The sequence below is a fragment of the Streptomyces sp. NPDC004610 genome, from assembly GCF_040609715.1.
In the GTDB taxonomy this organism is placed as follows: domain Bacteria; phylum Actinomycetota; class Actinomycetes; order Streptomycetales; family Streptomycetaceae; genus Streptomyces.
In genome coordinates, this window is the sequence record NZ_JBEXLA010000004.1 from 204248 (window position 1) to 225111 (window position 20864).

Annotated in this window: 19 protein-coding genes; 4 read left to right on the forward strand and 15 right to left on the reverse strand. The window is 71.8% G+C overall.

The window, feature by feature from the left end:
• Positions 1 to 143: 143 nt before the first annotated feature.
• From ABZX40_RS06310 to ABZX40_RS06355, 10 genes are all read right to left on the reverse strand, one after another.
• Positions 144 to 854, reverse strand: coding sequence for a DUF402 domain-containing protein (locus tag ABZX40_RS06310; protein WP_355737835.1), 711 nt, complete (start codon positions 852 to 854; stop codon positions 144 to 146).
• An 86-nt stretch (positions 855 to 940) separates the two neighbouring features.
• Positions 941 to 2434 (reverse strand): class II fumarate hydratase, encoded by a 1494-nt coding sequence (locus ABZX40_RS06315; protein WP_355737387.1) that lies wholly within the window; start codon positions 2432 to 2434, stop codon positions 941 to 943.
• Between the two features lie 253 nt (positions 2435 to 2687).
• The gene (locus tag ABZX40_RS06320; RefSeq protein WP_355737384.1) at positions 2688 to 3392 is read right to left on the reverse strand and encodes a GntR family transcriptional regulator; all 705 of its coding nucleotides are present in this window, start codon (positions 3390 to 3392) and stop codon (positions 2688 to 2690) included.
• Between the two features lie 109 nt (positions 3393 to 3501).
• Positions 3502 to 4506, reverse strand: coding sequence for a proline racemase family protein (locus tag ABZX40_RS06325; protein WP_355737381.1), 1005 nt, complete (start codon positions 4504 to 4506; stop codon positions 3502 to 3504).
• Positions 4507 to 4556: 50 nt separating this feature from the next.
• The gene (locus tag ABZX40_RS06330) at positions 4557 to 5459 is read right to left on the reverse strand and encodes a dihydrodipicolinate synthase family protein (RefSeq protein WP_355737379.1); all 903 of its coding nucleotides are present in this window, start codon (positions 5457 to 5459) and stop codon (positions 4557 to 4559) included.
• A 72-nt stretch (positions 5460 to 5531) separates the two neighbouring features.
• A complete protein-coding gene (locus ABZX40_RS06335) occupies positions 5532 to 6902 on the reverse strand; it encodes an FAD-dependent oxidoreductase (RefSeq protein WP_355737376.1) in 1371 nt (456 codons plus the stop codon).
• Positions 6895 to 7227: a (2Fe-2S)-binding protein gene (locus tag ABZX40_RS06340; protein WP_355737374.1), complete on the reverse strand. Its 333-nt coding sequence runs from the start codon at positions 7225 to 7227 to the stop codon at positions 6895 to 6897. Before ABZX40_RS06340 ends, ABZX40_RS06335 begins: the two co-directional genes overlap by 8 nt.
• 128 nt (positions 7228 to 7355) lie before the next feature.
• On the reverse strand, positions 7356 to 8504 hold the full coding sequence (locus ABZX40_RS06345; protein ID WP_355737372.1) for an FAD-binding oxidoreductase: 1149 nt from the start codon (positions 8502 to 8504) through the stop codon (positions 7356 to 7358).
• 232 nt (positions 8505 to 8736) lie between these two features.
• Positions 8737 to 9675 (reverse strand): hypothetical protein, encoded by a 939-nt coding sequence (locus ABZX40_RS06350; protein ID WP_355748064.1) that lies wholly within the window; start codon positions 9673 to 9675, stop codon positions 8737 to 8739.
• A 565-nt stretch (positions 9676 to 10240) separates the two neighbouring features.
• Positions 10241 to 11923 carry a fumarate hydratase gene (locus tag ABZX40_RS06355; RefSeq protein ID WP_355748066.1) on the reverse strand — a complete coding sequence of 561 codons (1683 nt, stop codon included), beginning with the start codon at positions 11921 to 11923 and terminating at the stop codon, positions 10241 to 10243.
• A gap of 360 nt (positions 11924 to 12283) precedes the next feature.
• On the opposite strand from ABZX40_RS06355, the gene ABZX40_RS06360 reads away from it, so the two are divergent.
• Together ABZX40_RS06360 and ABZX40_RS06365 are read left to right on the forward strand one after the other, a co-directional pair.
• Positions 12284 to 12931: a DUF1707 domain-containing protein gene (locus tag ABZX40_RS06360; RefSeq protein ID WP_355748241.1), complete on the forward strand. Its 648-nt coding sequence runs from the start codon at positions 12284 to 12286 to the stop codon at positions 12929 to 12931.
• Between the two features lie 238 nt (positions 12932 to 13169).
• Entirely contained in the window at positions 13170 to 13547 is a 378-nt protein-coding gene (locus tag ABZX40_RS06365; protein WP_355748069.1) for a WhiB family transcriptional regulator, read from the forward strand.
• Positions 13548 to 13903: 356 nt separating this feature from the next.
• Here ABZX40_RS06365 and glpX read toward each other — a convergent pair whose 3' ends face one another.
• On the reverse strand, positions 13904 to 14938 hold the full coding sequence (glpX, locus tag ABZX40_RS06370; RefSeq protein ID WP_355748072.1) for a class II fructose-bisphosphatase: 1035 nt from the start codon (positions 14936 to 14938) through the stop codon (positions 13904 to 13906).
• 155 nt (positions 14939 to 15093) lie between these two features.
• Between glpX and ABZX40_RS06375 the strand changes: the two genes are divergently transcribed.
• Positions 15094 to 15627 (forward strand): DUF4245 domain-containing protein, encoded by a 534-nt coding sequence (locus ABZX40_RS06375; RefSeq protein WP_355748075.1) that lies wholly within the window; start codon positions 15094 to 15096, stop codon positions 15625 to 15627.
• A gap of 132 nt (positions 15628 to 15759) precedes the next feature.
• Here the strand turns inward: ABZX40_RS06375 and ABZX40_RS06380 are convergent, their stop codons facing one another.
• The 4 genes from ABZX40_RS06380 to ABZX40_RS06395 form a co-directional block, all read right to left on the reverse strand.
• Complete coding sequence (locus ABZX40_RS06380; protein WP_355748078.1) at positions 15760 to 16350, reverse strand: malonic semialdehyde reductase; 591 nt, start codon at positions 16348 to 16350, stop codon at positions 15760 to 15762.
• Positions 16351 to 16619: 269 nt separating this feature from the next.
• Positions 16620 to 16862: an exodeoxyribonuclease VII small subunit gene (locus tag ABZX40_RS06385; protein ID WP_355748081.1), complete on the reverse strand. Its 243-nt coding sequence runs from the start codon at positions 16860 to 16862 to the stop codon at positions 16620 to 16622.
• 10 nt (positions 16863 to 16872) lie between these two features.
• Positions 16873 to 18207, reverse strand: coding sequence for an exodeoxyribonuclease VII large subunit (gene xseA, locus ABZX40_RS06390; RefSeq protein WP_355748084.1), 1335 nt, complete (start codon positions 18205 to 18207; stop codon positions 16873 to 16875).
• 66 nt (positions 18208 to 18273) lie between these two features.
• Positions 18274 to 19635, reverse strand: a complete 1362-nt coding sequence (locus tag ABZX40_RS06395) for an APC family permease (protein WP_355748087.1) — start codon at positions 19633 to 19635, stop codon at positions 18274 to 18276.
• Between the two features lie 109 nt (positions 19636 to 19744).
• Here ABZX40_RS06395 and ABZX40_RS06400 point away from each other — a divergent pair, with 109 nt between their 5' ends.
• On the forward strand, positions 19745 to 20758 hold the full coding sequence (locus tag ABZX40_RS06400; RefSeq protein ID WP_355748090.1) for a 4-hydroxy-3-methylbut-2-enyl diphosphate reductase: 1014 nt from the start codon (positions 19745 to 19747) through the stop codon (positions 20756 to 20758).
• Positions 20759 to 20864 lie beyond the last annotated feature (106 nt).

Genomic DNA, 20864 nt, shown 5'->3' on the forward strand with positions numbered 1-20864 from the left:
CCCGTGCCCTCGTCCCGCTCGCTCACGTCCTGCCGCCCCTCGGTGACATCTGGTCAGACTCCGTGCACGCTCCGGCAGTTGTCGCGCAAGCTTCCTGGCGGAGGACGATCCTACGTTTCTTGCCCGGGGGCGCATCAAGGGTCTCATGAGGACACATGCGCGGGCGTACGGTCCCAGTCGTCCGGCAATGACGGTACCCCCCAGGACGGGTCCGGGCGCCAGTGCTGCCAGCCATCGGCGAACGGAGGACCCCAGGCCGTGATCACCTCGATCGCGGCCAGGCCCGCCGCCCGCACCCGCCCGGCCAGCGCCGCGTCCACCAGACCGTCCCGCCGGGCCTGCGCGAACTCGTCCTCGTCGTGCCACCGCCAGGACCGGTCCGGGTCCACGGAGATGTCCAGAAAATGATCCTCGGAGTCCACTCCGCCCTCCCAACGGGACAGCGGCTCCTCCAGGTTGACGTACCAGTTCTTGAACTGCCACCCGGGCCCCCAGAACAGCCACACCGACCAGGCCTCGCCCGGCCGGGCGAGCTTCAGCACCCCCGTGCCGAACCAGCGGTCCCGCCGTATCGCGCGCGGCTTGGTGTAGCGGGAGTCCAGCGGCTCCCGGTGGACCGGGGTGCCGTCGGCCAGCACCGGCTTGACGCAGTCCGTGCCCGGCGCCAGCCATACGGCCAGCAGCTCGGCGTCGTCGCGCACCACGGTGACCGGCCGGGCGATGTGGATGCCCGGCCCGCCGTTCTCCCGGTACCGCCACAGGATCCGGCTGCCCGGCGGCCAGTACGCGGTACCGCCGGGCGCCGCCGCTGTCGCCGTCGGGTCCGCCACCGGTTGCTCGTCGTCGTCCGCCATGGGCAGATAGTAGGTGCCGACGGCATAGGACGCTGCGGTCCCGGTCACGGTTCACCCTACGGCCGGACGCGCGGGCCGTCCCCGGGTCAGGGACGGGTCATGCGCAGCACGTCCAGCGCCTCGTCGAGCTGCCGTTCGGTGAGGTCGCCGCGCTCCACATAGCCGCCCTCCAGCACCACCTGGCGGATGGTCTTCCGCTCGGCGAGGGCCTTCTTGGCGACCTTGGCGGCCTCCTCGTAGCCGAGGTACTTGTTCAGCGGGGTGACCACCGACGGGGACGACTCGGCGTACTCGCGGGCCCGCTCGCGGTTCGCGGTGATGCCGTCGACCGTGCGGTCGGCCAGCAGCCGGGAGGCGTTGGCCAGCAGCCGGATCGATTCCAGGACGTTCCTGGCGATCACCGGGAGCATCACATTCAGCTCGAAGTTGCCGGCCGCGCCCGCCGTGGTGACCGTGAGGTCGTTGCCGATGACCTGCGCCGACACCATCAGCACGGCCTCCGGGATCACCGGGTTGACCTTGCCCGGCATGATCGACGAGCCGGGCTGGAGGTCGGGCAGCGCGATCTCGGCGAGGCCGGTGCGCGGGCCGGACGCCATCCAGCGCAGATCGTTGGAGATCTTCGTCAGCCCGACCGCGATCGTGCGCAGCTGCCCGCTGGTCTCCACGATGCCGTCCCGGGCGCCCTGCGCCTCGAAGTGGTCGCGGGCCTCGGTCAGCGGCAGCCCGGTGGCCCGCGCGACCTCCTCGATCACCGCCGCCGAGAAGCCGGGCGGGGTGTTGATGCCGGTACCGACCGCCGTACCGCCCAGCGGCAGCTCCGCGAGGCGCGGCAGGGAGGCGGTGAGCCGCTCGGCGCCGTAGCGGACCTGGGCGGCGTAGCCGCCGAACTCCTGCCCGAGGGTGACCGGCGTGGCGTCCATGAGATGGGTCCGGCCCGACTTCACCACATCCGCGAACTCCGCCGCCTTGCGCTCCAGCGCGGCGGCCAGATGCTCCAGCGCCGGGATCAGATCACGGGTGACGGCCGCCGTCGCGGCGATGTGGATCGAGGACGGGAAGACATCGTTGGACGACTGCGACGCGTTGACGTGGTCGTTGGGGTGGACGGCCCGGCCCAGCCGCTCGGTGGCGAGGGTGGCGATCACCTCGTTGGTGTTCATATTGGACGAGGTGCCCGAGCCGGTCTGGAACACATCGATCGGGAAATGCGCGTCCCAGCGCCCCTCGGCGACCTCACCGGCCGCCTCCTGGATCGCCTCCGCGATGTCCTTGTCCAGCACCCCCAGCCGCGCGTTCACCTTGGCCGCGGCCCCCTTGATCCGGGCCAGCGCCTCGATGTGCGCCCGCTCGATGCGCTGCCCGGAGATCGGGAAGTTCTCGACGGCGCGCTGGGTCTGCGCCCGCCACTTCGCGTCCGTGGGGACCTGGATCTCGCCCATCGAGTCGTGCTCGATGCGGTAGGCGGGGGAGCCCGGGATCTCCGGGGAGCCCGGGGAGTGCGGGGCGTTCTGAGCGGCCTGGGCGTTCTGGGTGCTCTGGGCGTTGTGCTGGTTGTCTCCGGCGGCGGTCGTGGTCATCGTGCTGGTTCCTCCATGAGTGCGGTGCGGGCCCCGCTGGGGGAGCGCGTGGGGGGCGGGGGCGTATTCCCTCCGGGAGATTTCCAGGGGCTTGCCTTCGGGGGCTTTCCTGCGGTTTCCCTCCGGGGGTTCCTTGCGGCTTCTCTCCGGGGGTTCCCTGCGGCTTCCCTCCATGGGTTCCCCGCGGCTTCCCTCCGGGTGGTTCCCCGCGGCTTCTCTCCGGGTGGTTCGCCGTGGCCCGGTTTCGGCTGGGTCAGCAGCCGTGCGCCGGGTCCGCCCATATGCCCCGTACGTGCCCCAGGTGCCGGGTCATGATCGCCCGAACGGCGGTTTCGTCGCGGGCGAGGAGCGCGTCCAGCAGTTCCAGGTGCTCCTCGGCGGACGCCTCCAGGCGGCCCTGCGCGGCCAGCCTCGTCAGCCCGTACAGCCGGGCCCGGCCCCGCAGGTCCCGGACCACCTCCACCAGATGGGCGTTGCCCGCCAGCGCCAGCAGGCCCAGGTGGAAGCGGGTGTCGGCCCCGACGTACGCGATCAGATCTCCGGCCGCGGCGGCGGTGACGATCTCCCGGGCCACCGGGCGCAGCGCCTCCAGCTCCGCCGGGTCGGCCCCGGCCGCCAGCTCGGCCGTCGTCGGGATCTCGATCAGCGCGCGGATCCGGGTGTACTCGTCGAGCTGCCGCTCCGACACCGCCGTCACCCGGAAGCCCTTGTTCGGGACGGGTTCGAGCAGGCCCTCCTTTGCGAGATCGAGCAGCGCCTCGCGCACGGGCGTCGCCGACACCCCGAAACGGGTGGACAGCGCGGGCGCCGAGTACACCTCACCGGCCCGCAGCTCACCGGCGATCAGCGCGGACCGCAGCGCGTCGGCGACCCGCTCGCGGTAACTGGCCGCCCGGGTAGCGCCGAGGGCGGGCAGGGGAGGGGGCGGAGGCGGAGGTGGGGGCGGCTGCGGGGTCATGGGGTGGCGCTCCTCGAAGACATCCCGGATGTCCCGGTCGTGCTGTTCGGATTGGTCGGGCCGATCTGGCGGTTCGGGTCGATCTGGTGGTTCAGACCGTTCAGACCGTTCAGAGTACGAACCCGGACGGGAACGGGTCGTCCGGGTCCAGCAGATACTGGGCCGTCCCCGTGATCCAGGCCCGGCCGGTGAAGTTCGGCAGTACCGCCGGGCGGCCGGCGACCTCGGTGGTGCCGAGCAGCCGCCCGGTGAACCGGGTCCCGATGAACGACTCGTTGACGAACTCGGTGTGCGGCGCCAGCTCCCCGCGCGCGTGCAGCTGCGCCATCCGGGCGCTGGTGCCGGTGCCGCAGGGGGAGCGGTCGAACCAGCCCGGGTGGATGGCCATCGCGTGCCGGGAGTGCCGGGCGTCGGAGCCGGGGGCGAGAAGCTGGACGTGGTGGACCCCGTGGATCGACGGGTCCTCGGGGTGCACCGGTCGCTCCGGCCCGCCGTTGACGGCGTCCATCAGGGACAGCCCTGCCGCCAGGATGTCGTCCTTGCGGGCCCGGTCGAACGGCAGCCCGAACTCGGCCAGCGGCAGGATCGCGTAGAAGTTGCCGCCGTAGGCCAGGTCGTAGGTCACCGTCCGCCCGTCGGCGAGGGTCGCCTTGAGATCCAGGGCGACCGCGAACGACGGCACATTGCGCAGCGTCACATTCCGCGCCCGGCCGCCCTCGACGGCCACCTCGGCGACGACGAGCCCCGCCGGGGTGTCCAGCCGGATGGTGGTGATCGGCTCGGTGACCTCCACCATTCCCGTCTCCACCAGGACGGTCGCCACGCCGATCGTGCCGTGCCCGCACATCGGCAGATAGCCGGAGACCTCGATGTAGATCACCCCCCAGTCGCAGTCGGGGCGGGTCGGCGGCTGGAGGATCGCGCCGCTCATCGCGGAGTGCCCGCGCGGCTCGTTCATCAGCAACTGCTTGAGGTCGTCGCGGTGCTCACGGAAGTACAGCCGCCGCTCGTTCATGGTCGCGCCGGGGACGATGCCGATGCCGCCGGTGATCACCCGGGTCGGCATGCCCTCGGTGTGCGAGTCGACGGCGTGCAGGACGAGCTTGCTGCGCATGTCGTTCCTCTCGGGGAGGGGGAGCGGGGAGCAGGGTCGGGGTACCGGTTTCAGGTCAGTCCGGCGGCGAGGGCCTTCTCGGTCGCCGTCCGCACGGCCGCCTCCTGCTCCGGGAGCAGCGGCATGCGCGGCGGGCGGCACGGGCCGCCGTACCGTCCGGCGATGTCCATCGACAGCTTGATGGCCTGTACGAACTCCACCCGGGTGTCCCAGCGCAGCAGCGGATGCAGGGCGCGGTACAGCTCGCGCGCGGTGTCCAGGTCCCCGGCGACGGCGGCGCGGTACAGCCGTACGGACGCCTGCGGCAGCGCGTTGGGGTAGCCCGCGATCCAGCCCTTGGCGCCGGCGAGGCCCAGTTCCATCAGGACGTCGTCCGCCCCGGCCAGGAGGTCGAGGCCGGGCGCGAGTTCGGCGATCCGGTACGCGCGCCGGACATCGCCGGTGAACTCCTTCACCGCGCGGATCAGCCCCTCCGCGTGCAGCTTCGCGAGCAGCTCCGGTACGAGGTCCACCTTGGTGTCGATCGGGTTGTTGTACGCGACGACGGGCAGGCCGGCGCGGGCCACCTCGGCGTAGTGGGCCAGCACGGAGCGTTCGTCGGCGCGGTAGGAGTTGGGGGGCAGCAGCATCACGGCTTCGCAGCCGGCGTCCCGGGCGTGCTCGGCCCAGCGGCGGGACTCCGCCGAGCCGTACGCCCCCACGCCGGGGATGACGTGGGCGGGGCCCACGGCTGCGACGGCGGTCTCCACCACCGCGGCGCGCTCTTCGGGGGTGAGGACCTGGTACTCGCCCAGTGAGCCGTTGACGACCACGCCGTCACAGCCGTTTTCGAGGAGCCAGGTGCAGTGGTCGGCGAACCTGGCGTGGTCGATGGTGAGGTGATCGGGGGTCAGGGGGAGGGCGGTGGCTACGAGTACGCCGTGCCAGGGGTGGGTGGTGGGGGTTGTGGGCATGGGGGCTCCTTTGGGGTTGGGATTGCGGGTGCGGGTGCGTGGGGGCTGGTCGCGCAGTTCCTCGCGCCCCTGTCAGGTCGGGTCCGTTGGGGTGGCCAGGGTGCCCAGGGGGATGGGGTGGGGCAGGAAGTGGTGGGTGGGGGTTTGGGCGCAGTTGGTGATGGCGGCTACGCCGGGGGCGCAGATTCGGCCCTGGCACCAGCCCATTCCCGCGCGGGTGAGCAGCTTCACCGTGCGCAGGTCCCCGGCGCCCAGTGTGGCGGCGGCTTCTCGGACCGTTCCGGCCGTGACCTCCTCGCAGCGGCACACGATCGTGTCGTCGGTGACTCGGGTCGGCCAGTCGGGGGGCGGGGCGTAGGCCCGTTCGAGGGCGGTGGCGAAGTGGCGCATCCGGTTCCGGGCGCGTACGGCGGCCGGGTGGGGGTCCGGCGCGGTGCCGGTGAGGCGGGCGGCTGCGGAACGGCCCGCGAGATGCCCCTCGGCGAGTGCGAGGGCGGCACCGCCGACTCCGGTGGTCTCCCCGGCGGCCCAGACGCCCGGGACATCGGTGCGCTGCTCGTCGTCCACCTGGACGCGGTCGCCGTCGAGGGAGCAGCCGAGGGCCCCGGCGAGATCGGTGTGCGGCAGCATGCCGTGGCCGACGGCGAGGGTGTCGCAGGGGATCCGGCGGGTGGCGCCGGTGGCGAGGGAGACGACGGTGACCGCGTCGACCCGGTCGCGGCCATGCGCGGCGACGACGGTGTGCCGGGCCAGGACCGGGACCCGGCGGCGCAGCAGCGCGGCGGCGTACCCGGCGGCCTCCGGCGCCTTGGGCGCCAGCGCGCGGGCCTCCCGCAGTACGGCACGCGGATCCGCCGACTCCACCAGCGCGGCGATCCGCGCACCCGCCGCCGCGAGCCCGGTGGCGACCGGCAGCAGCAGCGGCCCCGTCCCGGCCACGACGACCGTGCGGCCCGGCAGCACCAGCCCGCCCTTGAGCATGGCCTGCGCCCCTCCGGCGGTGACCACCCCCGGCAGGGTCCAACCGGGGAAGGGCAGGACGCGTTCGTAGCCCCCGGTGGCCAGGAGCACGGCGTCGGTGGGGTGGGTGGCGGTCTCGTCCCGGCCGGGGCCGCGCAGCGCGTGGACGGTGAAGCCGCCGTCGGGGCGCGGTTCGACGGACCAGACCTGGTGCTCGGTCAGATGCCGGATCCGCCCGGTCCGCAGTTCCCGCGCGAGTCCGTCGCGCAGCCGTTCCCAGGTGCGCCACTGGTGGTGCAGGGCCTGCGGACGGCGGGCGCCGAGACCGGGCGCGGGCTGCCGGTAGAACTGCCCGCCCGCGCCGGGCGCGGCGTCGAGGAGCGTGACCCGGACACCCCGCGCGGCGGCGGCGAGGGCGGCGGCCAGCCCGGCGGGGCCCGCCCCGATCACGGCGAGGTCGAGGTCGAGGTCGAGGTCAGCCATCGTGGCCCGTCCCCTCCTGGGTACGGATCTCGGCGCCGGGCGCGGCCGGGGCGAGGCAGGCACGCTGGTTGGGGCGGCCGTCGACGGTGACGAGGCAGTCGTAGCAGACCCCGATCCCGCAGAAGACACCGCGCGGGGCGCCCCGCTCCCGGGTGGTGCGCCAGGAGACGATCCCGGCCGTCCACAGCACGGCGGCGACGGTCTGACCGGGCAGGGCGGGGAGCTCACGGCCGTCGAAGGTGATGGTGAAGGGGGTGTGGGGGTGGGCTCGGGTGAGGGAGAGAGGGGCGGTGGTGGTGGTTGCTGGTTCGCGGTCTCGGGTCATGGCTTCTTCACCGGCCTCCGTCATCGCTTCATCGCTGCTGCACGGGCCTTCGGGCATCGCTTTATTGCTGCTGTACGGCCTTCGGGCATCGCTTCATCCCTGCTGCACGGCCTTCGGTCATGGCCTCGTCACGGTTCCGGGAATCGGTCGGGGCGCAGGGCGTGCGTATCGAGTTCGGGGCGGCGGCCGGTCATCAGGTCGGCGATCACCAGCCCCGTGCCGGTGGCGAGCCCGATCCCGGCGCCCTCGTGCCCGCAGGCGTGGAACAGGCCCGGCACCCGGGGATCGGCCCCGACGGCGGGCAGATGGTCCGGCAGATACGGCCGGAAACCGAGGTACGTCCGCAGCACCCGCACCCGGTCGAGGAACGGGAAGAGCCGGGTCGCCCCGGCCGCCAGCGCCCGTAGCACCGGCAGGGACAGCGACCGGTCGAAGCCGACCCGCTCGCGGCTGGCCCCGATCAGCACCGGACCGGCGGCCGTGCTCTCGACGACCGGCGAGGTCTGGAGCGCGGCCGAGTCGCTGGCCACATCGGCGACATAGTCGGCGGCGTACACCTTGTGCCGGATCCGGCGGGGCGGCAACGGCTCGGTGACCAGCACGAATCCCCGGCGCGGCAGGACCGGCAGCGGCACCCCGGCGAGAGCGGCGACCTCCCCGCCCCAGGTCCCGGCGGCGTTGACGACGCAAGGGGCGTGCAGGTCCCCCCGGTCGGTACGGACCCCGCGCACGGCTCCGCCGGGGCCGCGCAGGACGCCCACGACCGTCCGCCCGATGTGCACCTCCGCGCCGGAGGCCCGCAGCAACTGCGCGGCGGCCAGCGCGGGCATGACCTGGGCGTCCTGCGGATAGAGCACGCCCCCGACGGCATCCGGCGTGAGGTACGGCTCCAGTTCCCGGAGCCGATCGCCGCCGACGCTCTCCGCCCGCACCCCGCAGGCCCGCTGGGTGTCGGCGAACGCCTCCAGCGCGGCGAGCCCTCCGGGGTCCCGGGCGACGACGACCCCGCCCTTCGCCTCGTACTCGATCGCCGCCCCGAACTCCTCGGCGACCTCGCCCCACAATCGGGCGGACAGCAGGGCGAGTTCCAGCTCGGAGCCGGGTTCCTTGTCGGAGAGGAGCAGGTTTCCCTCCCCGGCCCCGGTGGTCCCGCCGGCCACGGAACCCCGGTCCACGACCACCACGTCCAGCCCGGCCCGCCCGGCGTAGTACGCACAGGCGGCACCGACCATGCCCGCTCCCACGACCACGACGTCGCAGGTGAGTTGCTTGCGCATGGCAGTAATATGTCACACACCACAGGGGAGTGGAATGGGGCGGGAGGAGGGAAACGAGAGCCGGTGGGGGAACGCGGTGGGGCCGAGGGAACACGGGACACGGGACGGAGGGAACACGGGACGGAGGGAACACGGGAGGGAGGGAACACGGGAGGGAGGGGGCGCCGTACCCCACCGGTACGGCGCCCCCTCCCTCCTCCGGGGCGGGCGTCGGCCGACGCCCTCGCCGTGGCTAGAAGGTCCGCTTCGCCACGAGCAGCTTCGGGTCCAGGTCGTTCACCAGGTCGGCGCTGTTGATGTAGACCTTGTTGCCCTTCAGGGCGACCGAGGTCGGGCTGTTGATCCCGTCCAGATAGGTCGTGTTGGTGCCGTCCGGGTGCACGACGACCACCTTGTTCTGCCGGTTGATCGCGGCGAGGATCTCGTCCCCGTCGCCGGTGAACACCCAGTCGTCGATGCCGGCGAGGCCGGTCGCCTTGATCTCGACGGCACCCGCCGAGCCGTCCTGCTGCAGGGGGACGCGGACCAGGAGGCCGGCCTCCGCCTGGGAGACCCAGACGGCGCCCTCCTTGACGTGGATGCCGTTGGCGCCGAAGCCCTCCGGAGTGGCGGGTGCCAGGGTGGGGGAGCTGAGCCACGGGGCCGCGGTGCCGTCCTCGACCGTCCAGATGACGCCGCTGGAGGAGTCGGTGACGTAGAAGACATCACCGTCGACCGCGAGCCCGTTGGGGACGGCCACGTCCGGCAGCGCGGCGTACAACTGGGGCGTGCTGTTGCCGGGGACGATGCGGTACAGGCCGTTGGGGTCGTTGCCGCCGCGGTGCAGGACGTACAGGTTTCCGTCGGCCCCGCGCACCATGCCGGCCGCCGTGCCGCCGTCGAAGCTCGCCAGGACGGTGACGGTGCCGTCGGGGAGGACCCGGGCGACCTGCCCGGACCAGAGCAGGCTCACCACGGCGGAGCCGCCGCTCTCCAGCACGATGTTGTCGGGCTGCTGCATCTGGCCGATGTCGAAGCTGGCCATCACATGCACCTTCGGGGCCGTCGATCCGGCGGCCGACGCGGCGGCTGTCGGGGTGGCGGCCGACGCCACGGTGAAACTGGTCATGGTGAGCGCGGCGGCGGATACCGCGACCACGGCGCCGCGGACGGTCTTTGACAGGCGGGGCATTACCGCTCCAGTCGTGCGAGGGAGTGTTTCGGTGACGCGATCACCTTGCCACGGGAAATCCGGCGGGACGGTGGCGACAGGTATTCGACAACTGCCCTGAATTCAGTGGTCCGTTGGTGCCGGGGGACCCGAATCCGTTACGGGGGCAGCCCCGTTGTTGCTGCTCAGGAGTAACGGGATGGTCGGGTGGCGGTGCGGTGGACGTGCCCGGCGTTGCCGGGAGAAAGGGGGGTGAGTCGATTGTTTCCGACAGGTAATTGATAGATTCCTCGCTGAAGTCCCGAGCGGCCCCGGAGATTCCCTCCGCGATTTCCTTAAAGGTTTCTAGGAGTTTCTCAGAGTTTCTCAAGATTTCTCAGGGATTCTCAAGTGTTCCTCAGGGGGTACTCAGGGATCTGCCAGGGATTTCCCACGGGGGATTTAAATCGCCGCGACAATATCCCGTGGGCAATACCCTGTGGGCAACCATCCCGTGGGCAAAAACCTCGTGGCCAAGGGAAAGGAGCCCCCGGCGCATGGCCGGAGGCTCCCTCGGGTCGGTACGGCGGGCGTCGGCCCTGTTCCGTCAGCCCAGCCCCAGCCCCGGCCCCCGTACCGGGATCGACGTGAACGTCGGTGCCGGTGCCGGGTCCTGGAAGAAGTCGTTGCCCTTGTCGTCGACCACGATGAACGCCGGGAAGTCCTCGACCTCGATCTTCCAGACCGCCTCCATGCCGAGTTCCTCGTACTCCACGACCTCGATCTTCTTGATGCAGTCCTGGGCGAGGCGGGCGGCCGGGCCGCCGATGGAGCCGAGGTAGAAGCCGCCGTGCGCGTCGCACGCGTCGGTGACCTGCTTGCTGCGGTTGCCCTTGGCCAGCATCACCTTGGAGCCGCCTGCCGCCTGGAACTGCTCGACATAGGAGTCCATCCGCCCGGCCGTGGTGGGGCCGAAGGAGCCTGAGGCGTAGCCCTCCGGGGTCTTCGCGGGGCCCGCGTAGTACACCGGGTGGTCCTTCAGGTACTGCGGCATCTCCTCGCCCGCGTCCAGCCGCTCCTTGATCTTGGCGTGGGCGATGTCCCGGGCCACCACCAGGGGGCCGGTGAGGGAGAGGCGGGTCTTGACCGGGTACTTCGTCAGCTCGGCCAGGATGTCGTCCATCGGGCGGCGCAGATCGACCCGGACCACGTCCGCAGCCTCCGCCGCGTCCTCAAGGTGCTCGTCCGTCGTCTCCGGCAGGAACCGCGCCGGGTCCGTCTCCAACTGTTCCAGGAAGACGCCCTCCGCCGTGATCTTCGCGACCGCCTGCCGGTCCGCCGAGCAGGACACGGCGATGGCGACCGGGCAGGAGGCGCCATGGCGGGGCAGCCGCACGACCCGGACGTCATGGCAGAAGTACTTGCCGCCGAACTGCGCCCCGATGCCGATCCGCTGCGTCAGCTCGAAGACCTTCTCCTCCAGCTCCTTGTCCCGGAAGCCGTGCCCGAGCGGCGAACCCTCGGCCGGGATCTCGTCCAGATAGTGCGCGGAGGCGTACTTCGCGGTCTTCAGCGCGTACTCGGCCGAGGTGCCGCCGACGACGATCGCCAGGTGGTACGGGGGACAGGCCGCCGTGCCCAGGGAGCGGATCTTCTCCTCCAGGAACTTCATCATGGACGCCTCGTTGAGGACGGCCTTGGTCTCCTGGTAGAGGAACGACTTGTTGGCGCTGCCGCCGCCCTTGGCCATGAACAGGAACTTGTACGCGCCGCCGTCGGTGGCGTACAGCTCGATCTGGGCGGGGAGGTTGGAGCCGGTGTTCTTCTCCTCCCACATGGTCAGCGGGGCGAGCTGCGAATAGCGGAGGTTGAGCCGGGTGTAGGCGTCGTGGATGCCGTGCGAGAGGGCCTTCTCGTCGCCGCCCTCGGTCAGCACGTTCTGCCCGCGCTTGCCCATCACGATCGCCGTGCCCGTGTCCTGGCACATCGGCAGGACCCCCGCCGCCGCGATGTTCGCGTTCTTCAGCAGGTCCAGGGCGACGAACTTGTCGTTCGCGGACGCCTGCGGATCGTCGATGATCCGGCGGAGCTGGGCGAGGTGGGCGGGGCGCAGATAGTGCTGGATGTCATGGATGGCCTCGGCGGCCAGCCGGCGCAGCGCCTCCGGCTCGACCTTGAGGAACGTGCGCCCGTCGGCCTCGACGGTGGAGACACCCTCGGCGGTCACCAGCCGGTACGGGGTGGTGTCCTCTCCCATGGGGAGCAGATCGGTGTACGCGAACTCAGGCATTTCGGCCCATTCCTCACTCAAAGCAGACGGCGGCTGGCATCCATTGGCAGCGTCCCCCAGCGTAGGACGTGCCACCGACAACGTGTCGGTGAGGTTGGCCTCAGCCGATCGGACCCAGCCGATGGGCCCGGGACTCAGCTGATGGGCCCGGGACTCGGTCGATGGGCCCGGGATTCGGCCGATGGGTCCGGGATTCGGCCGATGGGTCCGGGAGTCGGTCGGCGTGCGGGCGGGGTGTCGCGATCTATCGTGTTTGGGTACGCTGCTGTCGTGGACCTTGAGAAGCAGCCCAGCCCCCGTCCCGGCCCGTCCCCCGCGCCCGCGCCTCCCGCCCAGGCGCCCGCCGCCCCGGCCGCCGAGCTGCGCGCCTCCGACGCCGAGCGCGACCGGATCGCGGACATCCTGCGCGAGGCCATGGCCGAGGGGCGGCTGACCGCCGACGAGCACGCCGAGCGCATCGACGGCGTCTACCGGGCCAAGACGGTCGGCGAGCTGGAGCCGCTGATCCGCGATCTGCCCGGCGCCCACCAGGAGCCCGCCGCGAGCGCGAGCGCCTACCGGGCCGCCCCGTCCCGCCCGAGCGCCGGAGCGATCCCGGACGAGGCCGACGAGAACGTCGTCGCGGTGTTCAGCAGCGCGGTCCGCAAGGGCCGCTGGCGCGTCGGCCGCCGGGTCCACGCCTACGCGGTCTTCGGCAGTGTGGAGATCGACCTCAGTGAGGCCCTCTTCGAGTACCAGCAGATCGTGATCAAGGCGTTCTCGCTCTTCGGCAGCGTCGAGATCCGGGTCCCGGAGAATGTCTCGCTGCGCGGCAACGGCGGTGGGGTGCTGGGCAGTTTCGAGGTGCGCACCCTGGACTCCGGCGAGCCGCAGGCCCCGGTGGTCTTCGTGGACGGCTGGGCGGTGCTGGGCAGTGTCGAGGCCCGGCCCAAGCGCGGCAAGTTCGTCACGGACATCGTCGACAAGGTGCAGCGCAAGGTGGAGAAGATCCAGCGCAAGTACCTGTGACCCGGCGCCGGTCGGGGGTCGGTCGGAGGTCAGTCGGGGGCCGGTCGGGGGTTTGCGATGGCGTATCCGATCATTGCCGGTCGTGAATTCCCGTGCCGAAACGGATGCTTCCGGATGCCGTACCGCTCAAGAACCGCCAGGATCCCCGGGGTTGGGAACTCCCTGCATAGGCGCGCGCACAGCGGGTAGACCTTGCTGCATCGTCTCTCGCTCGCGAAGCCGTCGTCAGGAGTAGACCGTGCTGCAACCGCCGCATTCGTCCTTGCAGGTCGCTGCTGTGCCGGCCCAGCGGGAGCCAGCGCGGGACAGGGACCAAGACGCCCCCTGGCACACCGAAGCGGTGTGCCGGCGCGACGAGGCCGGCCTGTTCTTCGCCCCCTCCAAGGAACCCACCGCCGCCCGGCTCTCCCGCGAGGAGGCCGCCAAGCGGGTCTGCGCACGCTGTCCGGTCATGGTCGAGTGCCGGGAACACGCCCTGCTCCAGCCGGAGCCCTACGGCGTCTGGGGCGGGCTCACCGCCGCCGAGCGCCGGGTGGTCCTGGCCCGGCGCCGCCGCCGGGAGATGGAGCTGAAGAAGGCGTCGCGGACGACGGGCCGCATAGCGCAGGCGGGCTGACCGGCGCCCGGTCGGCGGCCGGGCGGGAGGGCGGACGCCGGTCAGCCGGGCGAGAACGAGGGGAGCGCCCCCACCGCACCGGGGACGCTCCCGAGTCTCATGAGCCGCCGGGGCTGCCGGACCGCTGGGGCTGCCGGGACCGCCGGGCCGTCGGGTCCGGCTCCGGCGAACCGCCGTAGAACCGGCAACCGGGCCCGACCGTCGAGTCCGGCCATCGAGCCCGACCGTCGAGTCCGGCCGCCGAATCCGGCTCCGGCACCGGCCGTAGAACCGGCAACCGGGGCCCGGCCGTAAAACCGGCAACCGGGGCCCGGCCGTCCGGCCCTGCCCCGATCGCTCCCGCGGACCGGCTGGCGCTACTGCGCCCGCTCGAAATTGACCGCGCTGTACGCCCGCAGCTTGCGCAGCTGATGCTCGGAGTCGATCTTCCGTACGGTCCCCGACTTGGACCGCATCACGATCGACTCGGTGGTCGCCGTCTCCGACCGGTACCGCACCCCCTGGAGCAACTCCCCGTCCGTGATCCCGGTCGCCACGAAGAAGACGTTCTCCCCGGAGACCAGATCGTCCGTGGTCAGCACCCGGTCGAGATCGTGGCCCGCGTCGATCGCCCGCTGCCGCTCCTCGTCGTCCTTGGGCCACAGCTTGCCCTGGATGGTGCCCCCGAGGCACTTCACGGCACAGGCCGAGATGATCCCCTCCGGCGTACCGCCGACCCCGAGCAGCAGATCCACCCCGGTGCCCTCGCGCAGCGCGTAGATCGAGCCCGCCACATCGCCGTCGGAGATCAGCTTGATGCGCGCACCCGCATCCCGGACCTCCTTGATCAGCCCCTGGTGGCGCGGCCGGTCCAGGATGACGACCGTGACATCCCCGGGCTGGCGCCGCTTCGCCTTGGCGATCCGCTTGATGTTGACCGCGACCGGGGCGTCGATGTCCACGAACTCGGCCGCCTCCGGCCCGGTGACCAGCTTGTCCATATAGAAGACGGCCGACGGGTCGAACATCGAGCCCCGCTCGGCGGCGGCCAGCACGGCGATGGCGTTCGGCATGCCCTTGGCCGTCAGCGTCGTCCCGTCGATGGGGTCGACCGCGATATCGCACTCGGGGCCGGTGCCGTCGCCGATCCGCTCCCCGTTGAAGAGCATCGGCGCCTCGTCCTTCTCGCCCTCGCCGATGACGACGACGCCGTTCATCGACACGGTGGAGACGAGCGAGCGCATGGCGCGCACCGCGGCACCGTCGGCGCCGTTCTTGTCGCCGCGCCCGACCCAGCGGCCGGCGGCCATCGCGGCGGCCTCGGTCACCCGGACCAGTTCGAGGGCGAGGTTGCGGTCGGGGGCTTCGGAGGGCACATCGAGTTCGGACGGCATGTGATGCTGCTCGGTCATCGGAACGCACCTTTCTGACTGATACGACGACGGCCGGATGAGGGTTTCGGCGTCGACTCTATCCCCAGGCCGACAAAATGAGCAGGCCACCCTTCGGATGAGCGGAGTGGGGGGGTGCGGGCGGGGGCGGACCGGGCACCTGCGACGATAAGGACGTGGCAGGTACGAACGGCAAGCAGAAGACGGTCCGGGACATGATTCTCTCCCTGGGCCTGATCGTGCTGGCGGCATACGTCATCTATCTCTTCATCCCGCACGACGACACCGAGCAGGACCCCAAGCCGGTGGACTACCGGGTGGAGCTGCTGACGGCCCAGCGCGCGGCGTCCTATCCGGTGGCGGCGCCCGAGGGACTGCCGGACACCTGGAAGCCGACCTCGGTCCGCTACCAGGGGCAGGACGGCGAGACCTGGCACCTCGGCTTCCACGCGCCCGACGGCGAGTACGTGGCCATCGCCCAGTCCACTCAGGCCCGCGCCCGGTTCATCGACGACATCAGCCGGGGCGGCAGCGAGACCGAGGTCACCCGGGACATCGCCGGTCGCACCTGGATCCAGTACACCGGAGGCCGCTACAGCGCGCTCGTCCTGGACGGGGCGGACGGCTCGGCGGGCTCCACCACGATGGTCATCGGCACGGGTTCCTTCGGCCAGCTGGCGACGATGGCGCAGGCGCTGAAGCTGGACTGACCGGGCCGGGACAGGTCGACAGGTCGATGGCTAGACAGGTAGACAGGACGGACAGGTAGACAGGAACGGAGATGGCCCCCGGCGGATACCGGGGGCCATCTCCGTTCCTGTGTGCGCGCTACGGGCGTCGCCTCAGACGGTCGTGACGACCTCGTCGTACGACAGGCGCGGGGAGCGCGGGAACCAGGCGTCGGGGCCCGGGTTGCCGATGTTGACCACCATCAGCGGGGTGTGGTCGTCGTCCAGGAACTCCTTGCGGACGCCCTCGAAGTCGCAGCCGGTCATCGGGCCGGCGGCCAGCCCGGCCGCCCGTACACCGATGATGAAGTACGCGGCCTGGAGGGAGGCGTTCAGCGCGGCCTGGTCCTCGCGGACGCCCCGGTCGGCGAAGAAGGCGTCCTTGGCCTGCGGGAAGTGCGGGAAGAGCTGCGGCAGCTCCTGGTGGAACTCGTTGTCCGCGGCGAGGATCGCGACCAGCGGGGCGGCGGAGGTCTTGTTCCGGTTGCCCTCGGACATGTGCCGCACCAGGCGCTCGCGGGCCTCGGGGGAGCGGACCAGGGTCACCCGCAGCGGGGACTGGTTCATGGAGGTCGGGCCGAACTTGACCAGGTCGTAGATCGCCTGCACCTGCTCCTCGGTGACGGGCTCGTCGGTGAAGCTGTTCGCGGTGCGGGCCTCGCGGAACAGCAGGTCCTGGGCGGTGGGGTCAAGAACGAGGGACATGGCGGGGGCACTTCCTGTACGGGGGGTCCGGCTGGCTTCGGGGGGTTCAACCGGCTGACGCGGAAGACGTTACGCCGTAGAAGTTTCAAGCTTCAACCAAAAGCGGGGTGACGTGATCCGCTTCACAGAAACGGACCGCGGTCCGTCTTGCTGATGGGGTGCCTCGGGGTGCCTCTGCTGGCCCGAGTGCGTCCGTCTACCCGGTCCGGGTCCGTCTACCGGTCCGGGTCCGTCTACCGGTCCGGGTCCGTCTACCGGTCCTGGTCCGTCTAGCGGTCCGGGTCCGTCTCCGGGGCCGTCGTCCCGTCCTCCTCCGCGAGGGCCGCGTCCAGCCGGGCGCGGGCGCCCTCCAGCCAGCGGCGGCACACCTTGGCCAGTTCCTCGCCGCGCTCCCACAGCGCGAGCGACTCCTCCAGCGTCGTACCGCCCGCCTCCAGCCGTCGTACGACCTCGATCAGTTCGTCGCGCGCCTGCTCGTAGCCGAGCGTCTCGTCCACCTTGCTGCTGCTCATGCCGCCCACCCTAGACATCGCCTCGGACATCGGATCCGGCTTCGGTATCGGCACCGGCTTCGGGGTCGGTTCCGATTGCGGTTCCGGCTTCGGCACCGGCCCCGGACTCAGCCCCGGCCCCGGCCCCGGACTCGGTATCGGCGTCCACCCGTACCGGGAACTCGCCCTCGGCGACCCGGGCCCGTAGGGGTTCGCCGGGGGTGACCTCGGCGGGGTTGCGCACGACATGGCCGTCGGCCCTCTGGAGCACCGCGTAGCCGCGCTCCAGGGTCGCCGCGGGGGAGAGGGCCACCACCCGCGCGCGGGTGTGGGTCAGCTCCGAGTCGGCGCGGTCCAGGAGATGGCCGAGGGTGCGGCGGCTCCGGGCGAGCAGCGCGTCGAGCTGACCGGCGCGCTCGTCGACCATCCGGTGCGGATCCTGTATCGACGGCCGGGCCAGGGCCTGCGCCAGCCCCCGCTCCTCGCGCTCGACGAACCCCGCCACACAGCGCCGGGCGCGGGCGCGCAGCTGCTCCACCCGCTCCAGCTCCTCGCCCACGTCCGGGACGACCTTCTTGGCGGCGTCGGTCGGGGTGGACGCCCGCAGATCGGCCACGTAGTCGAGGAGAGGGGTGTCGGGCTCATGGCCGATCGCGGAGACCACCGGGGTGCGGCAGGCGGCCACCGCGCGCACCAGCTGTTCGTCGGAGAAGGGGAGCAGATCCTCGACGCTGCCGCCGCCGCGGGCGACGACGATCACATCCACCTCCGCGTGCGCGTCCAGCTCCTTGACGGCCTGGACGACCTGGGGGACCGCGTGCACCCCCTGCACCGGGACGTTGCGCACCTCGAAGCGGACGGCGGGCCAGCGGTGCCGGGCGTTCTCCAGCACGTCGCGCTCCGCGGCGGAGGCACGGCCGCAGACCAGGCCGATGAGACGGGGGAGGAAGGGGAGGGGCCTCTTGCGGTCGGCGGCGAAGAGTCCCTCACCGGCGAGCTTCTTCTTCAGCTGCTCCAGCCGGGCGAGGAGTTCCCCGACGCCGACCGGGCGGATCTCGGTGGCCCGCAGCGACAGCTGGCCCCGCGGGGCGTACCACTCCGGTTTCGCCAGGACGACGACGCGGGCGCCCTCCGTGACGACATCGGCGACCGCGTCGAAGACCTGGCGGTAGCAGGTGACGCCGACGGAGATGTCGTGGGACGGATCGCGCAGGGTCAGAAAGACGACGCCGGCGCCGGGGCGGCGGGACAGCTGGGTGATCTGCCCCTCGACCCACACCGCGCCGAGCCGGTCGATCCAGCCGCCGATCAGGCGGGAGACCTCGCCCACGGGGAGGGGGGTCTCGGCGGAGGAAATTGCTGCCATGCGGTGAGGGTAGTGGGAGGGGGTGACAGTGGGCGGGGTCGTCCCTTTGACGGGGTCCCCCCGGCGTCAATCCGCCCGCCCCCGCTGCACCACCAGCACCCCCACCCCCACCGCCAGCCAGATCGCGCCCACCACCTGGGCCGTGCCGCTCGCCGCCACGATCACCGCGATGGTGATCGCCGCGCCGATCACCGGCATCAGCACATGCCGCCACCAGCTCACCGGGCCGCCCCGGCGGCGGACCGCGAACCAGGCCACCACGCTGGCGTGCAGCAGGGTGAAGGCGGTCAGCGCGCCGATGTCGACGACCGAGACGAGATGGTCCATGCCGTCGCTCGCCCGTGCCGCCCACACCGCCGCCACCAGGGTGATCACCGCCGCGCACAGCAGCGCCACCCGGGGCACCCCGGAGTCCGTGCGGGCCAGGGCGCGGGGCAGGCGCCGGTCGCGTCCCATCGCGAAGAGCAGCCGTCCCGCCGCCGCCTGTCCGGCCAGCGCCGCGAACGCCGCCCCGATCGCCTTGCTCACCGCCACCAGATCGTGCAGCCAGCCCCCCACCGAGGTGTCCACGGCGTCGTAGAAGGCCGTGCCCTGCCGGCCGGGGTCGGCGGCCAGTTCGGCGCTGGTCACCGGCTCCAGCAGGGCCACCAGATAGGTCTGCGCGACAAAGAGGAACCCCGCCAGCGCCAGACAGAACAGAACCGCGCGGGCCACCTTCGCCGAGCCCCCCGTCACCTCCTCCGCGAACGACGCGATGGCGTCGAAGCCCAGATACGACAGCACCGCCACCGACACCGCCCCCAGGACGGCCGACAGCGCGAACGCCCCCTGGGAGCCGTCCCCGGTCAGCGGTGACAGCCACCCCCGCTCGGCCCCGTCCCGCACCAGCACCACGATCGCCGCCACCACGAACACCAGCAGCACGACGATCTCCATCGCCAGCACCAGGAACCCCACCCGCGCGGCGGCCCGTACGCCCCACAGATTGAGCAGGGTGGTGATCACCACGGCGATGGCCGTCCAGACCCAGCGCGAGACCTCCGGGACCAGCGCCTCCATGGCGATCCCGGAGAAGAGATAGGCCACCGCCGGGATGAGCAGATAGTCCAGCATCGCCATCCACCCGGCGATGAACCCGGCCTCCCTGCCGAGCGCCGCGCGCGCGTACGCGAACACCGAGCCCGCCAGCGGCACCACCCGCACCATCTGCGCGTAACTGAACGCGGTGAAGGCCATCGCCACCGTGGCGACGAGGTAGACCAGCGCGACGGCGCCGTGCGAGCGGGCGTCCAGGGTGCCGTAGATGCCGACCGGGGCCATGGGGGCGATGAACAGCAGCCCGTAGACGACCAGATCCCGAAAGCCCAGACTGCGTGCCAGCCGGTGCCGCTCGTCGGCCGGCGGAGCGGTGGTGCCGGACTCGGACATCTGATCCTCCGCTGATCCTCCGCGTGCGGGCTGGCGCGGGCCCAGTCTCCGCCGCTCGTCCCCCGATGCCGCCGAGACCCGCCGAGCCGGCCCGGATGACGCCCGTACGATGGGAGGCATGACTGCTTCGACTGGCCGCCGTGTCCTGCTCGCCGCCCCCAGGGGCTACTGCGCGGGCGTGGACCGCGCGGTGATCGCCGTCGAGAAAGCCCTGGAGCAGTACGGGGCCCCGATCTATGTCCGGCACGAGATCGTGCACAACAAGTACGTCGTGCAGACCCTGGAGCGGAAGGGCGCCGTCTTCGTCGAGCGGACGGAGGAGGTCCCCGAGGGGAACATCGTGATGTTCTCCGCGCACGGAGTGGCCCCCGTCGTGCACGACGAGGCCGCGCGGGGCCGCCTCGCCACCATCGACGCCACCTGCCCGCTGGTCACCAAGGTCCACAAGGAAGCCGTCCGCTTCGCGAACGAGGACTACGACATCCTCCTCATCGGCCACGAGGGGCACGAGGAGGTCATCGGCACCTCGGGCGAGGCCCCCGACCACATCCAGCTCGTGGACGGCCCCGCCGATGTCGCCAAGGTCGAGGTGCGGGACGAGTCCCGGGTGGTCTGGCTCTCCCAGACCACCCTCTCCGTCGACGAGACGATGGAGACCGTCGACGCGCTGAAGGAGAAGTTCCCGCAGCTCATCTCGCCGCCCAGCGACGACATCTGCTACGCCACGCAGAACCGCCAGCTCGCCGTGAAGCAGATGGGCGAGGAGGCCGAGCTGGTGATCGTGGTCGGCTCCCGCAACTCGTCCAACTCCGTGCGCCTGGTCGAGGTCGCCAAGCTGGCCGGCGCCCGCGCCTCCTATCTGGTCGACTTCGCGAGCGAGATCGAGGAGGGCTGGCTGGAGGGGGTGACCACGGTCGGCGTGACCTCGGGCGCGTCGGTGCCGGAGGTGCTGGTCGAAGAGGTCCTGGAGTGGCTGTCGCAGCGAGGCTACGCGGATGTGGAGCTGGTCAAGGCCGCCGAGGAGTCGATCACCTTCTCCCTGCCGAAGGAACTCCGCCGGGACCTGCGCGAGGAGGCGGCGACGCTGGTCGCGGAGCGGGGCGGGGCGGGGGCGGGGGAGTAGTAGCGGTGGTGGGCGGCTGCTGTACGGGTTCGGGGGCGGCGGGGTAGGGGCGGCGGCTGCCCTATGGGTTTCGGGGCAGCCGGGTAGGGGGGACGGCGTCGGCCTG

Coding starts and splice junctions, on each gene's coding strand:
- ABZX40_RS06310 (WP_355737835.1), bottom strand. CDS start 854: ATGGCGGACGACGACGAGCAACCGGTGGCGGACCCGACGGCGACAGCG.
- ABZX40_RS06315 (WP_355737387.1), bottom strand. CDS start 2,434: ATGACCACGACCGCCGCCGGAGACAACCAGCACAACGCCCAGAGCACC.
- ABZX40_RS06320 (WP_355737384.1), bottom strand. CDS start 3,392: ATGACCCCGCAGCCGCCCCCACCTCCGCCTCCGCCCCCTCCCCTGCCC.
- ABZX40_RS06325 (WP_355737381.1), bottom strand. CDS start 4,506: ATGCGCAGCAAGCTCGTCCTGCACGCCGTCGACTCGCACACCGAGGGC.
- ABZX40_RS06330 (WP_355737379.1), bottom strand. CDS start 5,459: ATGCCCACAACCCCCACCACCCACCCCTGGCACGGCGTACTCGTAGCC.
- ABZX40_RS06335 (WP_355737376.1), bottom strand. CDS start 6,902: ATGGCTGACCTCGACCTCGACCTCGACCTCGCCGTGATCGGGGCGGGC.
- ABZX40_RS06340 (WP_355737374.1), bottom strand. CDS start 7,227: ATGACCCGAGACCGCGAACCAGCAACCACCACCACCGCCCCTCTCTCC.
- ABZX40_RS06345 (WP_355737372.1), bottom strand. CDS start 8,504: ATGCGCAAGCAACTCACCTGCGACGTCGTGGTCGTGGGAGCGGGCATG.
- ABZX40_RS06350 (WP_355748064.1), bottom strand. CDS start 9,675: ATGCCCCGCCTGTCAAAGACCGTCCGCGGCGCCGTGGTCGCGGTATCC.
- ABZX40_RS06355 (WP_355748066.1), bottom strand. CDS start 11,923: ATGCCTGAGTTCGCGTACACCGATCTGCTCCCCATGGGAGAGGACACC.
- glpX (WP_355748072.1), bottom strand. CDS start 14,938: ATGACCGAGCAGCATCACATGCCGTCCGAACTCGATGTGCCCTCCGAA.
- ABZX40_RS06380 (WP_355748078.1), bottom strand. CDS start 16,350: ATGTCCCTCGTTCTTGACCCCACCGCCCAGGACCTGCTGTTCCGCGAG.
- ABZX40_RS06385 (WP_355748081.1), bottom strand. CDS start 16,862: ATGAGCAGCAGCAAGGTGGACGAGACGCTCGGCTACGAGCAGGCGCGC.
- xseA (WP_355748084.1), bottom strand. CDS start 18,207: ATGGCAGCAATTTCCTCCGCCGAGACCCCCCTCCCCGTGGGCGAGGTC.
- ABZX40_RS06395 (WP_355748087.1), bottom strand. CDS start 19,635: ATGTCCGAGTCCGGCACCACCGCTCCGCCGGCCGACGAGCGGCACCGG.
- ABZX40_RS06400 (WP_355748090.1), top strand. CDS start 19,745: ATGGGAGGCATGACTGCTTCGACTGGCCGCCGTGTCCTGCTCGCCGCC.